The organism is Ruegeria sp. BC2 (assembly GCF_056539245.1).
Map to the genome: position 1 here is coordinate 15,742 of NZ_JBQFUQ010000005.1, position 11,785 is coordinate 27,526.

Below are 11,785 nucleotides of genomic sequence, written 5' to 3' on the forward strand. Positions count from 1 at the left end.
CGGTGAAAAAAGATGCGCGGCGCACGGGGCGCGGGGCAGCCTGCGCCGCCCCGGCCGGATCACGAGTCTTCGTCTTCCGACGCGACGTCGGTGATGTCGTCCAACGAGACGTTGTCCTCGTCGTCGTCCTCAAGCAGATCGTCGTCCAGATCGACATCGACTGCGTCATCATCGTCCAGCAGTTCGTCATCGGACGAGGCTTCGCGCGCCTTGACCGACGCTGCATCTTCGGCGTCGGCTGCGATCATCCGGCTTTTGCCGGTTTCCAATTCCACGATCTCGCCGGTGTAGGGGCTGATGATCGGGTCCTTGTTCAGGTCATAAAACCGCTTGCCAGTGGTCGGACAAACGCGCTTTACGCCCCATTCTTCCTTGGGCATGTCAATTCCCCTTGATATCAGGTGAGTCGTATCAACGATTCAGTTCACCTGCCACATGCGGCGGGTACTGTCAAAGCCTTTGCGCCAAGGAGATCGCACCATGGGGCGACATTCATTGCCCGGACAGCCTCCCGTTGCGCTGACCTTGCGCAAATCGGCGCGGGCACGCCGCATAAGCTTGCGGATTTCCCAGTTGGATGGCCGGGTTACGTTGACTTATCCGCAGGCTGTGTCCGAATCCGAGGCCATCGGCTTTGCGCGCTCAAAGGAGGACTGGATCCGCCAGCATCTGGGCGCGCGGCCCGTTCCGGCGTCGGTCGGCTTCGGGGAAACCCTGCCGGTCGAAGGTGTGCCAAGGCGAATCGTGCCGGCGGAGGGGCGCCGGGTCAGTTTGCACGCCGATCAGGTTGCGGTGCCCGAAGGGGCCGAAGCGCGGCGCCTCGCCCGCTTTTTGAAAGAGCTGGCGCGTGATCGCTTGACCGAAGCCTGCGACGACTATGCGGCCATGCTGGGGCGGGGCTACTCCAGTCTGACGATGCGCGATACACGGTCGCGGTGGGGGTCGTGCAGTGCAGCGGGAGGGTTGATGTTTTCGTGGCGGCTGATTCTGGCGCCCCCCGAAATCCTGCACTATGTCGCGGCTCATGAGGTCGCGCATCTGGCCGAGATGAACCATTCGGCGGCGTTCTGGGCGCAGGTCGAGCGGCTTTTTGGGCCGTACAAAGCGGCCCGGCACTGGCTGCGCGACAATGGGGCCGAACTGCACCGTTACAGGTTCGAGGCGCCCGCCGGTTGACGTCACGGGGATTTGTGATCACATGAGGGGATGTTGACCACCCGCAGCTCCGACTCCCAGATCGCGACCCATGATCAGGTATACCGCGCCTTGCGGTCTCGAATCATGCATGGAGAAATCCCGCCCGGTCAGGCGCTGACGTTGCGCGGCATCGGCAAGGAGTTCGGTGTGTCCATGACGCCGGCGCGCGAAGCCGTTCGCCGTCTGGCCGCCGAAGGGGCGCTGTTTCTGTCCAACTCGGGTCGGGTCTCTACGCCCGAACTCAGCAACGACCGGATCGAAGAATTGGCCGCGTTGCGGGCCCTGCTGGAGGTCGAGCTGGCCAGCCGTGCGCTGCCTCGGGCGCATATGGCTCTGATCGACCGGTTGCAGAGCATCAACATGACCGTGGCCGAAATGGTGACCAAGCGCGATGCGGTCGGCTACATCCGAACGAACCTCGAGTTTCACCGCACGCTTTATCTGCGGGCGCAGGCTCCGGCCATGCTTGCGATGGCCGAAACAGTCTGGCTGCAGCTTGGTCCGACCATGCGAGCTCTTTATGGCCGCCTGCGACGGACCGAGCCGCCGCATTACCACAAGCTGATCATCGCCGCTCTGAAGGCGGGGGACGAACCGGGTTTGCGGTTGGCGGTGCGATCGGATGTGACCCAGGGTCTGCGCTTGCTGGTCAGCTGAGCGGGCCTTTGCTCAAAGTGTGAAATCCAAACGGGCGGCGGTTGCGAAGCTGGCCTCAAGGCATTTGCTGCGCTACGCTGCTGCCAACAACAAACAAGAGCAGATTTCAGCCATGATCAATCGACGGACATTCTCACTGGGCCTCGGTGCAGGTTTCCTGAGCGCCTGCGCGGGCGGGTCCGCGCCTACCGGAACAACCGCGTCGCGAATGCGGGCAGTGCCCAATGCCGGCTGGGATTCTTGGGTTGCAAGTTTCAAGGCGCGCGCGGCAGGGCAGGGTATTTCGCAAGCGACGATCGACCGGGCGTTTCAGGGGGCCGGTTACCTGCCAGATGTGATCGAACGCGACCGCAACCAGGTCGAATTCAAGCGCTCGCTCGAAGACTATCTGGCCATTGCCGCGTCAGACGAGCGGATCAGTACCGGCAAGCAGATGCTGCAACGCCACAACGCCACCCTCACGCAGATTGAGTCGCGCTATGGCGTGGACAAAGAGGTTGTGGTGGCGGTCTGGGGGCTGGAAAGCCGCTATGGGCAGCGGCGGGGCGATGTGCCCGTGATTTCGGCCCTTTCCACGCTGGCCTATGACGGGCGTCGCGGGGCGTTCTTCGAAAGCCAGCTGATTGCGGCGTTGAAGATCCTTCAGAACGGTGACACGTCGCCGGCGAACATGACCGGTAGCTGGGCCGGCGCCATGGGGCATACGCAATTCATCCCGACCTCGTATCTGGCCTACGCAGTGGATTTCACCGGAGACGGCCGACGCGACATCTGGTCCGACGATCCGACAGACTCGTTGGCTTCGACAGCTGCCTACCTGTCACGGGCGGGTTGGGTGCGAGGGCAGCCTTGGGGAGGTGAGGTCGGATCTGCAGCGGCAAATTCGGGCACACCGGTTGCAATTCTGCAGCCGCAGAAACCCGGGCCGCGCATAGCGGTGTTCCGCAATTTTCAGGTGATCAAACGCTACAACAACTCGGACAGCTACGCGATCGGGGTCGGGCACCTGTCCGATCGGATCGCCGATGGCGCACCTTTTCAGGCGTCATTCGGGCCCGATGAAACCGGCCTGACGCTGGAAGATCGCAAAGAGTTGCAGCGGCGTCTGACTGCTGCCGGGTATGACACGCAAGGGGCTGATGGGGTGATCGGAAAGAACACCACCGCGGCCATCACCGCGTATCAGCAAGCCAAGGGCCTGCCCGTTACGGGCGTACCCTCGGTCAGCTTGTTGCGCTCATTGGGTGGCTGACGGATCAGGCCGCTAGGCCTTTGGATCCGAGGTCCAGGAACTTCTGACGCCGGTCCTTGATCAGCGCGGCGGCATCCTTGCCGTTCAGTTCCTTCAGCATCTTGGCGATCGCCTTGCCCACGGATTCGATCGTGGCCGGGCGGTCGCGATGCGCGCCACCTTTGGGTTCGGGGATGATCAGGTCGCAGACGCCCAACTTTTGAAGGTCCTGCGCGGTCAGGCGCAGCGCCTCGGCGGCCTCGCGCATTTTTTCGGCATCTTTCCACAGGATCGACGCGCAGCCTTCGGGCGAAATCACCGAATAGATCGAGTGTTCCAGCATCGCTACCCGGTTGGCCGTGGCAAAAGCCACCGCGCCGCCCGAGCCGCCTTCGCCGATGATGACAGACACCAGCGGCACACCGATTTTCAGACACATCTCGGTTGAACGGGCGATCGCTTCGGATTGCCCGCGTTCTTCGGCGCCCTTGCCCGGATACGCGCCGGCAGTATCCACCAAGGTGATCACCGGCAGACCAAACCGACCAGCCATTTCCATAAGGCGCACGGCTTTGCGATAGCCTTCGGGGCGGGCCATGCCGAAGTTGCGCTCGATCCGCGATTTGGTGTCCGAGCCTTTTTCATGGCCGATCACCATCACCGGCTGATCATTGAACCGTGCCAGGCCGCCGATGACCGCCAGATCGTCGGCAAAATTTCGGTCACCAGCCAGCGGGGTGAATTCGGTGAACAGGGCCTCGACATAATCCTTGCAGTGCGGACGTTGGGGATGGCGGGCCACCTGGCATTTCCGCCAGGGCGTCAGGTCCTTGTACAACTCGTCCAGCAGCTTGGCCGCCTTGGCGTCCAGCGCGGCGGCTTCGTCCGCTACGTCCATCTCTTCGTTGGCGCGGGCCAGGGCGCGCAGCTCTTCGGCTTTGCCTTCAATCTCGGCCAGCGGTTTTTCGAAATCCAGATACTGGGTCATGACGCCTCTCAACGCGAAAGTTCTCCGCTATATGACCCGAGGTCGCCGCGGATGCAACTCGGCACCGCATGTCAGGGTACGTTTCCCTGCGCGTGGCGAAAAGGTATGCGGGCCGGCGACCTCAGCCCGGCCACAGCACCGGGTACAACGAAATCACCAGAAGAACCGCCATCGACCAGTTGAAAACGGTCAGACGTCGCCGGTTGGTCAGCACGCGCGCCATCTGCTGGCCCAGAACCGTCCAGGTGCTGACAGATGGCAGGTTCACGCAGCCGAATACAATGGCAACCAGCGCAATGGCTTGCAGGGTCTGGCCCGGGGCATAGGCGGTCGTCGCCGTCAACGCCATGGCCCAGGCTTTGGGGTTCACCCATTGAAACGCCGCCGCCTGCAGAAACGTCATGGGTCGTCCGGCGTGTCCCGGGCCCTTGGCAGGAGCCGCATTGGCAATTCGCCACGCGAGGAATAGCAGATAGGCCACCGACGCGATTTTGAGGATCACGTGGCTGACGGGATAGGCTTCGAACACCTGCACCAACCCTGCGCCGACCAACAAAACCATCAGCATGAAACCCAGGCCGATACCCAGCATATGGGGGATTGTCCGCCGGAACCCGAAATTCGCCCCTGAGGCCATGAGCATCAGATTGTTCGGTCCCGGCGTGATGGACGAGACAAAGGCAAAGGCGACCAGCGCAAGTAGAATATCGTAAGTCATGGCGCAAAGATCGCCCAGGTATGGTCAAATGAAATTGCGATTTCGCGCTCGATTACATAAAGCTTGCAACAAATGGCGAATATTGACCTCAAGAATCAGCAAATATTGCAAGAGCTGGCCCGGAATGGCCGGATCAGCAACCTTGAACTGGCGGACCGTGTCGGGCTTTCGCCGTCAGCCTGTCTGCGCCGGGTTCAAGAGCTTGAGCGGTCGGGCGTCATCAGCGGGTATCGCGCCGTTTTGAACCCTGCGGCGATGGGCGTCGGTTTCGTCGCCTATATCGGCGTCGGACTGGGTGAGCATACAAAGGCCGCCCAGGAAGGTTTTGAAAAAGCGGTGCAATTGGCGCCCGAAGTGGTGGAATGCCACAACATCACCGGTACGATCGAATACTTGCTGCGGGTGGAATGCGCCGACTTGTCGGCCTACAAGACCTTCCATACCGACGTATTGGGCACGTTGCCCCATGTCACCTCGATCACGTCCTACGTGGTCATGGGATCCCCGAAAGACCTGCGGGCCTGAGCTTGAGCCTACTGCCGCAAGGACCTTGCAGGCATATGTATCCCGGAATATCGTCAGCCTGAAAGCGCCAGAAACTCGGCATCAGATCGAACAGGGCGCGATGTCAGGGAGACACGATCATGAGTTTTGTTCGGAAAGGCGCATTGGCGGCCGTGATGGCGATTGTCGCCGGTGCCGCATTCGCCGCGCCTTTGAAATTGCAGCCCGCCAACCCGCAGCCCAATCCAAAGGCGGGGTTGAACGTGAAATATGTGGGGCAGGGTACTCAGAGAAAGATCCGCGATCTGAGCCAGGCCAAAAGCGTGTTGTCCAAGGCCAAGCCGGGCAAGCCACTGCGTGGGTTGGACTATGCCGACACCAACAAGGGCGAGCCGGTTTTGACATTCACGGACCCCTACAATGTTGCCGCTGAAATCACCGGGTACATGCGCTTTGATTCTCCGGGCATTTACGAGCTTGAAACCTGGTCCAATGACGGGATCGAGGCCTATGTCGGTGGCCAGCAGATCGGCCGTGTCACCGGGATCCAGGGGTGCGAAGCCAATCAGCGCACCGAGGTCGAGGTTCCAAAGGCGGGCTGGTACCCTCTGAAGATCATCTATTTCCAGAAGCTAGGAACGTCCTGCCTGATGATGAAATCCGGCAAGCAGGGTGAAAAGTTTACCTGGACACCAAACAACGTGTTCGGCCGCTGAGGCCAACCGAAGTCAGGAAAAGGCGCTCGAAACGAGCGCCTTTTTTTTAAAGCCCTCATCAGCCGTTTGCAGCGATCAGTTCGGCCTGCGCCACGATTACCTCGGCCTGTTTGATCGAGGCGATGTCGACCAACCGCCCCTTGTAGACCGTGGCGCCTTCGCCATTGGCCTTGGCTTGCTCCATCGCGGCTAGGATCTCGCGCGCTTCGGCCACCGCCTCGTCCGACGGGGTGAAGACCTGATTGGCCAGCGCGATCTGCTTGGGGTGGATCGCCCACTTGCCGACCATGCCCAGCGTCGCCGAACGGCGCGCCTGCGCGATATAGCCTTCGTCGTCCGAGAAGTCGCCGAACGGCCCGTCGACCGGCAGCACCCCATGCGTTCGGCAGGCGGCCACGATGGCGGCCTGCGCCCAGTGCCAGGGGTCCGACCAGTATTTCTGGCCCTCGCGCAGCATGTAGTAGTTTTCCTGCGTGCCGCCGATTCCCGTGGTCTGCATCCCCATCGAGGCGGCGAAATCGGCCGCGCCCAGGCTCATCGCCTGCAGGCGCGGGGAGGAGGCCGCGATGTCCTCGACATGGGCAATGCCGGCGGCGGATTCGATGATGACTTCAAAGCTGATGGGCTTGGTGCGGCCCTTTGCGCGTTCGATCGCAGTGACCAGAGCGTCAACCGCATAGACATCCTCGGCGCAGCCCACCTTGGGGATCATGATTTGATCCAGCCGGTCGCTGGCCTGCTCCAGCAGGTCAACGACATCGCGGTACCAATAGGGCGTATCCAGCCCGTTGATCCGCACCGACATGTACTTGTTTCCCCAGTCCACGGTGTTCAGCGCCTCGATCACATTGGCGCGGGCGGTGTCCTTGTCGGACGGGGCCACCGAATCTTCGAGGTCGAGGTTGATCACGTCCGCGGCCGAGGCGGCCATCTTGGGGAACAGCTTGGTGTTGGAACCGGGGCCGAACAGCTGACAGCGGTTTGGTCGCGCCGGGGCGGCGGGTTGGATACGAAAGCTCATCGGCACCTCGTTGGGTAATGAAATTGCGATTTCAGTTGGTAATTGGGTATTAAATTGCGCGACCCTGCGCAAGCCTGATTGTGCAGTTGCGGCAATGCTGTTGCAGAAAGCTGTGCGCAACCCTCGGAACGCGGCGGTCAAAGTTTCATCGTTTTGAAAGTTTCGAAGCTTTTTGCGCCGCGCGGGGGAATCTTGCAAAATTCTCCGGCCGAGGTGCGGGAGGTCGGAGGAAAACGAGAAACGCTCGTTGACGGCCTTCAATAGGTTGGGGCGGAAGAAAAGGAGAGCGCGCGATGATCGAGACACCGTATCTGCTGTTTTTGGGCGATGCCCCCGACCAACTGGCCGCCAAGGTCGCGATCGGCATTCGGGATTGGCGCCCGGAAAACGCCGTGGGTCAGCTACGGATGGAAGGCTGCAAGGCCGATCTGGGCCTGACCGACATGACCCTGGCCGAAGGCAAGGCCGCCGGCGCCAAGACGCTGGTGATCGGTGTCGCGAACCGCGGTGGCGTCATCAGCCAGGCCTGGAAAGAGGTCCTGATCGCCGCGCTGGAAATGGGCTATGACCTGGCCTCGGGCCTGCACAACCTTCTGCGCGACGAAGGCGATCTGGTGGCCGCGGCCCAGACCCATGGATGCACCCTGCATGACGTTCGTGTGCCCACGGTGGGTTATCCGATCGCCAACGGGCGCAAGCGCAGCGGCAAGCGCTGTCTGGCGGTGGGCACCGATTGTTCGGTAGGCAAGATGTACACGGCCATGTCGATGGATGCCGAGATGCGCAAGCGCGGCATGAAATCGACCTTCCGCGCCACCGGCCAGACCGGCATTCTGATCACCGGGCAGGGCGTTCCGCTGGACGCCGTGGTGGCCGATTTCATGGCCGGTTCCGTTGAATACCTGACGCCCGAAAACGATCCCGATCACTGGGATCACATCGAGGGGCAGGGATCGCTGTTCCATGTCTCGTATTCCGGCGTGACCATGGCCTTGATCCATGGCGGTCAGCCGGATGCTCTGGTTCTGTGCCACGAGCCGACCCGCACCCACATGCGCGGTCTGCCGGAATACTCCTTGCCGACACTGGAGCAGCTGCGCGATACGGCTCTGCCTTTGGCGCGCGTGGCGAACCCCGCCTGTCAGGTCGCGGGTGTGTCGATCAACACCCAGCACCTGAGCGAGGAGGACGCGAAAGCCTACATCGCCAAGGTCGAGGCCGAGATGGGCCTGCCGACCACGGATCCGTACCGGTTCGGCGCGGGCAAGCTGGTGGACGCGCTGGCCGCGATGTGATCCAACCGGGGCGCCGATGGCGGGGATACCTGCCTCCGGCGCTGGAAACTGCAAAGACTGAGGAGTGGGCGCGTGCAGATCGACGTCTCTCGTGATGTGTTCCGGCTGGCGCAGGTGTTCACCATCTCGCGCGGGTCGCGGACCGAGGCCAAGGTACTGACGGTGCGCCTGACGGATGGGGCGCATCAGGGTTGGGGTGAATGTGTGCCCTATGCCCGGTATGACGAATCGCTGGAATCGGTCGAAGCCGAGATCCGCGGCCTGCCCGACGCGTTCACGCGCCAGTCGCTGATGGACCTGCTGCCCGCCGGTGCCGCGCGCAATGCGGTGGATTGCGCCCTGTGGGACCTTGAGGTCAAGCGGGCGGGCAAGCGCGCCTGGGAACTGGCCGGCCTGCCCGCGCCCAAGCCCGAGATCACCGCCTATACCTTGTCGCTGGACACGCCCGACGCCATGCGGGCGCAAGCGGCGAAGAACGCGCATCGTCCGCTGTTGAAGATCAAGCTGGGCACGCCCGACGACATGCCTCGGCTCGAGGCCGTGCGGGCTGGAGCGCCCGACGCCAGAATCATCGTGGATGCCAACGAGGGCTGGACGGCCGAGGTCTATGCTGATCTGGCGCCGCATCTGGTGCGGCTGGGCGTCGCGCTGGTCGAACAGCCGCTGCCCGCCGGGGATGACGAGGCGCTGATCGGGCTGGAGCGCCCGGTGCCGGTCTGCGCCGACGAGAGCTGCCACGATCGTGCCAGCCTGCCCGGGTTGAAGGGCAAATATGACGTGATCAACATCAAGCTGGACAAGACCGGCGGCCTGACCGAGGCGCTGGAACTGCGCCGCGGGGCGCAGGCCGAGGGCTATGGCATCATGGTGGGTTGCATGGTCGGCAGCTCTTTGGCGATGGCGCCTGCGACACTGGTGGCGCAGGGCGCGCTGGTGACGGACCTTGACGGCCCGCTTCTGTTGGCCGAAGACCGCGACACCCCGCTGGTTTTCGACGCGGCCGGAGTACACCCGCCGCAGGCGGCGCTCTGGGGGTGACGCGCTGAGGCGAGGAATGGGCGCAGCCCAAGGACGAGAAGGATATGACATGACCCGCACCGTTTACGTGAACGGCGAATACCTGCCCGAGACCGAAGCCAAGGTCTCGATCTTCGACCGAGGCTTTCTGATGGCGGATGCCGTCTATGAGGTAACCAGCGTGCTGGACGGCAAGCTGATCGATTTCGAGGGTCACGCGGTGCGCCTGAAGCGGTCGCTGGACGAATTGCAGATGGCCGAACCCTGCAGCAAGGACGAGCTGCTCAAGATCCACCGCAAGCTGGTCGAGCTGAACGGCATCAACGAGGGGCTGGTCTATCTGCAGGTCACCCGCGGCAGCGACGGCGACCGCGATTTCGTCTTCCCTTCGGTCGACACCAAGCCGACGCTGGTTCTGTTTACCCAGAACAAGCCCGGGCTGGCTGACAACCCGGCGGCGAAGAAAGGGGCCAAGATCATCTCGATCGAGGATATCCGCTGGGGCCGCCGCGACATCAAGACGGTGCAACTGTTGTACCCGTCCATGGGCAAGATGATGGCCAAGGCCGCAGGGTGCGATGATGCCTGGATGATCGAAGACGGGTACGTGACCGAGGGCACCAGCAACAACGCCTATATCGTCAAGAACGGCAAGATCGTTACCCGCCCGCTGTCAAACGACATTCTGCACGGGATCACCCGCAAGGCGGTACTGCGCATGGCGGCCGAGGCGCAGATGGAAGTCGAGGAACGCCTGTTCACGATCGACGAAGCAAAAGAGGCCGACGAGGCCTTCACCACCTCGGCCAGTGCTTTCGTAATGCCGGTGGTCGAGATCGACGGTGTCGCGCTGGGCGACGGCACGCCAGGCCCGATCGCCACGCGGCTGCGCGAGATCTATCTGGACGAAAGCCTGAAGGCAGCGATCTGAATTCAAAGGCCCGCCGATCTGGCGGGCCCTTTCGTTATGGTGTCAGTCTTTTTTGCCCACGTTCTCTTCGAACGCGACCTTGAAGGCGGCCTGTTTTTCGGGGCTGGCCGCGGTCTGGTATGTGGATTTCCACTCATCCATGGTCATGCCATAGAAAATCTCGCGGGCTTCGTCCTTGCCCATTTCGATGCCTTTTTCATTGGCGGCCTCCTGATACCACCGTGCCAGGCAGTTTCGGCAGAACCCGGCGAGGTTCATCATGTCAATGTTCTGAACGTCGGTGCGGTCCTGCATCAGGTGTTTCTGCAGACGGCGGAAAGCGGCGGCCTGAAGTTCGATCTCGGTCTGGGGGTCCATGGTCGGGCTCCGGTTTGAAGGGATTTGATCCAGACCTAGCAAGCCCGAGGCCATTGCACAACGCGCGCCGGTTCAGACCAGCTTGAGGGCAATCCAGGGCATCAGGCAGAAGATCAGGGTCAGTATCTTGTAGTTCGCAAGATACTTGAAATAGGCCTTTCTGACCTCGGCCTTTTCCATCTGGAACATGCGGCCGTGAATGGCAGCGATGCGGTCCTGCAGGGCCACCACCATCAGGGTCGACAGCAGCAGGACCGCAAAGTTCAAAACGGTCATCCAGCCGAAAAAGGCTGTCAGGGTTTCAGGTGTCATGACGGCCTCCTTTCACCCCGAAAAATGGGGGCCGCCCGCGCGCCGCGCAAGAGGACAGGCGTCGTTTGGTCGCGGATTTTCCAGCGTTACAGCCCGCTTGCGGCCAGCGCGTCCTGCAGGATCGGCGCCAGCCGCTCGGCCCAGGCGCGTTGCCCGGAATGATCGGCGATCAGGTCGTTGCGCAGCTCGATCAGTGCATTGGGACGGCCAAAAGCGGTGGCGTGCCGGTCGATCGCATCCCCGGGTAGTACGCCGGTATAAGGTTCGTTGACGCCGACGCACAGATCCTCCTCGGTCCGCAGCCGGTCGATCAGCGGGGTCGAGAACCGTTCGTCCGCGGTGTGCAGGATGCCTATATGCCAGGGGCGCGGCGGGCGGCCCCGCAACTGGCGCGTGAAGGAATGCATCGACACGATCACGGCGTGGGGCAGGGCGGCCATCTTGGCCAGCGCCTCGTGATAGGGGCGATAGCACAGGTTCAGGCGCCGATCGCGCTCGGCGGCGTCGGCGTGGCGGTTGGCCGGGATGATCGACCCGTCGTACAGTTTCATCAACAGGGTCGGGTCGTCCTCGCCTCGGTTCGGGTCGATCACCAGCCGCGAGAAATTGGCCGCGATCACCGGCGCGTTCAGGATCTCGCCCAGATGTTTCGACACCTCGTAGGCGCCCACGTCATAGGCGATGTGGCGCTCCATGTCCTCACGCGGAAGGCCCAGGTCGCCGCCGTTGATCTGCGGCGGGACGGTGTTGGTGGCATGGTCGCACGTGATCAGCCAGCGGGACGGGCGATCCGCCCCGTGCACGTAAAACGGAGTGTATGTCATGAGCCTGTCATCTAGTT

General features: G+C 62.4%; 15 protein-coding genes. 8 read left to right on the plus strand and 7 right to left on the minus strand.

Annotated elements, in window-relative coordinates:
* Positions 1 to 59 precede the first annotated feature (59 nt).
* Complete coding sequence (locus tag ACR0CU_RS17075; protein ID WP_170342794.1) at positions 60 to 380, minus strand: TIGR02300 family protein; 321 nt, start codon at positions 378 to 380, stop codon at positions 60 to 62.
* Between the two features lie 100 nt (positions 381 to 480).
* Here ACR0CU_RS17075 and ACR0CU_RS17080 point away from each other — a divergent pair, with 100 nt between their 5' ends.
* The 3 genes from ACR0CU_RS17080 (at position 481) to ACR0CU_RS17090 (ending at position 3,106) form a co-directional block, all read left to right on the plus strand.
* Positions 481 to 1,176, plus strand: a complete 696-nt coding sequence (locus ACR0CU_RS17080; protein WP_254437633.1) for a M48 family metallopeptidase — start codon at positions 481 to 483, stop codon at positions 1,174 to 1,176.
* 30 nt (positions 1,177 to 1,206) lie between these two features.
* On the plus strand, positions 1,207 to 1,854 hold the full coding sequence (locus ACR0CU_RS17085; protein WP_093965127.1) for a GntR family transcriptional regulator: 648 nt from the start codon (positions 1,207 to 1,209) through the stop codon (positions 1,852 to 1,854).
* 112 nt (positions 1,855 to 1,966) lie between these two features.
* Positions 1,967 to 3,106 (plus strand): lytic murein transglycosylase, encoded by a 1,140-nt coding sequence (locus ACR0CU_RS17090; protein WP_170448805.1) that lies wholly within the window; start codon positions 1,967 to 1,969, stop codon positions 3,104 to 3,106.
* A 4-nt stretch (positions 3,107 to 3,110) separates the two neighbouring features.
* Here ACR0CU_RS17090 and ACR0CU_RS17095 read toward each other — a convergent pair whose 3' ends face one another.
* Positions 3,111 to 4,073 (minus strand): acetyl-CoA carboxylase carboxyltransferase subunit alpha, encoded by a 963-nt coding sequence (locus tag ACR0CU_RS17095; RefSeq protein WP_170367835.1) that lies wholly within the window; start codon positions 4,071 to 4,073, stop codon positions 3,111 to 3,113.
* Between the two features lie 121 nt (positions 4,074 to 4,194).
* A complete protein-coding gene (locus ACR0CU_RS17100) occupies positions 4,195 to 4,791 on the minus strand; it encodes a LysE family translocator (protein WP_170372617.1) in 597 nt (198 codons plus the stop codon).
* 72 nt (positions 4,792 to 4,863) lie between these two features.
* Between ACR0CU_RS17100 and ACR0CU_RS17105 the strand changes: the two genes are divergently transcribed.
* Entirely contained in the window at positions 4,864 to 5,316 is a 453-nt protein-coding gene (locus ACR0CU_RS17105) for an Lrp/AsnC family transcriptional regulator (RefSeq protein ID WP_170342784.1), read from the plus strand.
* Between the two features lie 119 nt (positions 5,317 to 5,435).
* Positions 5,436 to 6,011 carry a PA14 domain-containing protein gene (locus tag ACR0CU_RS17110; protein WP_480643511.1) on the plus strand — a complete coding sequence of 192 codons (576 nt, stop codon included), beginning with the start codon at positions 5,436 to 5,438 and terminating at the stop codon, positions 6,009 to 6,011.
* A 58-nt stretch (positions 6,012 to 6,069) separates the two neighbouring features.
* On the opposite strand, the gene ACR0CU_RS17115 is transcribed toward ACR0CU_RS17110, so the two are convergent.
* On the minus strand, positions 6,070 to 7,032 hold the full coding sequence (locus ACR0CU_RS17115) for an L-malyl-CoA/beta-methylmalyl-CoA lyase (RefSeq protein WP_480643513.1): 963 nt from the start codon (positions 7,030 to 7,032) through the stop codon (positions 6,070 to 6,072).
* A gap of 293 nt (positions 7,033 to 7,325) precedes the next feature.
* Here ACR0CU_RS17115 and dgcN point away from each other — a divergent pair, with 293 nt between their 5' ends.
* The 3 genes from dgcN (at position 7,326) to ACR0CU_RS17130 (ending at position 10,275) form a co-directional block, all read left to right on the plus strand.
* On the plus strand, positions 7,326 to 8,327 hold the full coding sequence (gene dgcN / locus ACR0CU_RS17120) for an N-acetyltransferase DgcN (RefSeq protein WP_005981125.1): 1,002 nt from the start codon (positions 7,326 to 7,328) through the stop codon (positions 8,325 to 8,327).
* 72 nt (positions 8,328 to 8,399) lie between these two features.
* Positions 8,400 to 9,365, plus strand: a complete 966-nt coding sequence (gene dgcA / locus ACR0CU_RS17125; RefSeq protein ID WP_170367845.1) for an N-acetyl-D-Glu racemase DgcA — start codon at positions 8,400 to 8,402, stop codon at positions 9,363 to 9,365.
* Positions 9,366 to 9,414: 49 nt separating this feature from the next.
* Positions 9,415 to 10,275: a D-amino-acid transaminase gene (locus ACR0CU_RS17130; RefSeq protein ID WP_170448809.1), complete on the plus strand. Its 861-nt coding sequence runs from the start codon at positions 9,415 to 9,417 to the stop codon at positions 10,273 to 10,275.
* A gap of 42 nt (positions 10,276 to 10,317) precedes the next feature.
* Here ACR0CU_RS17130 and ACR0CU_RS17135 read toward each other — a convergent pair whose 3' ends face one another.
* From ACR0CU_RS17135 to ACR0CU_RS17145, 3 genes are all read right to left on the minus strand, one after another.
* The gene (locus ACR0CU_RS17135; protein ID WP_170448811.1) at positions 10,318 to 10,632 is read right to left on the minus strand and encodes a DUF1244 domain-containing protein; all 315 of its coding nucleotides are present in this window, start codon (positions 10,630 to 10,632) and stop codon (positions 10,318 to 10,320) included.
* A gap of 72 nt (positions 10,633 to 10,704) precedes the next feature.
* Positions 10,705 to 10,944: a DUF6868 family protein gene (locus tag ACR0CU_RS17140; protein ID WP_005981131.1), complete on the minus strand. Its 240-nt coding sequence runs from the start codon at positions 10,942 to 10,944 to the stop codon at positions 10,705 to 10,707.
* A gap of 86 nt (positions 10,945 to 11,030) precedes the next feature.
* Positions 11,031 to 11,768, minus strand: coding sequence for an N-formylglutamate amidohydrolase (locus ACR0CU_RS17145; protein ID WP_170370097.1), 738 nt, complete (start codon positions 11,766 to 11,768; stop codon positions 11,031 to 11,033).
* Positions 11,769 to 11,785: the final 17 nt, after the last annotated feature.

Excerpts from the sequence above, each read along its gene's own strand:
- ACR0CU_RS17115 (WP_480643513.1), bottom strand. The coding sequence starts at position 7,032 with ATGAGCTTTCGTATCCAACCCGCCGCCCCGGCGCGACCAAACCGCTGT.
- ACR0CU_RS17105 (WP_170342784.1), top strand. The coding sequence starts at position 4,864 with ATGGCGAATATTGACCTCAAGAATCAGCAAATATTGCAAGAGCTGGCC.
- ACR0CU_RS17085 (WP_093965127.1), top strand. The coding sequence starts at position 1,207 with ATGTTGACCACCCGCAGCTCCGACTCCCAGATCGCGACCCATGATCAG.
- ACR0CU_RS17145 (WP_170370097.1), bottom strand. The coding sequence starts at position 11,768 with ATGACATACACTCCGTTTTACGTGCACGGGGCGGATCGCCCGTCCCGC.
- ACR0CU_RS17080 (WP_254437633.1), top strand. The coding sequence starts at position 481 with ATGGGGCGACATTCATTGCCCGGACAGCCTCCCGTTGCGCTGACCTTG.
- ACR0CU_RS17140 (WP_005981131.1), bottom strand. The coding sequence starts at position 10,944 with ATGACACCTGAAACCCTGACAGCCTTTTTCGGCTGGATGACCGTTTTG.
- ACR0CU_RS17130 (WP_170448809.1), top strand. The coding sequence starts at position 9,415 with ATGACCCGCACCGTTTACGTGAACGGCGAATACCTGCCCGAGACCGAA.
- ACR0CU_RS17100 (WP_170372617.1), bottom strand. The coding sequence starts at position 4,791 with ATGACTTACGATATTCTACTTGCGCTGGTCGCCTTTGCCTTTGTCTCG.
- ACR0CU_RS17110 (WP_480643511.1), top strand. The coding sequence starts at position 5,436 with ATGAGTTTTGTTCGGAAAGGCGCATTGGCGGCCGTGATGGCGATTGTC.
- ACR0CU_RS17095 (WP_170367835.1), bottom strand. The coding sequence starts at position 4,073 with ATGACCCAGTATCTGGATTTCGAAAAACCGCTGGCCGAGATTGAAGGC.
- ACR0CU_RS17075 (WP_170342794.1), bottom strand. The coding sequence starts at position 380 with ATGCCCAAGGAAGAATGGGGCGTAAAGCGCGTTTGTCCGACCACTGGC.
- ACR0CU_RS17135 (WP_170448811.1), bottom strand. The coding sequence starts at position 10,632 with ATGGACCCCCAGACCGAGATCGAACTTCAGGCCGCCGCTTTCCGCCGT.
- dgcN (WP_005981125.1), top strand. The coding sequence starts at position 7,326 with ATGATCGAGACACCGTATCTGCTGTTTTTGGGCGATGCCCCCGACCAA.
- ACR0CU_RS17090 (WP_170448805.1), top strand. The coding sequence starts at position 1,967 with ATGATCAATCGACGGACATTCTCACTGGGCCTCGGTGCAGGTTTCCTG.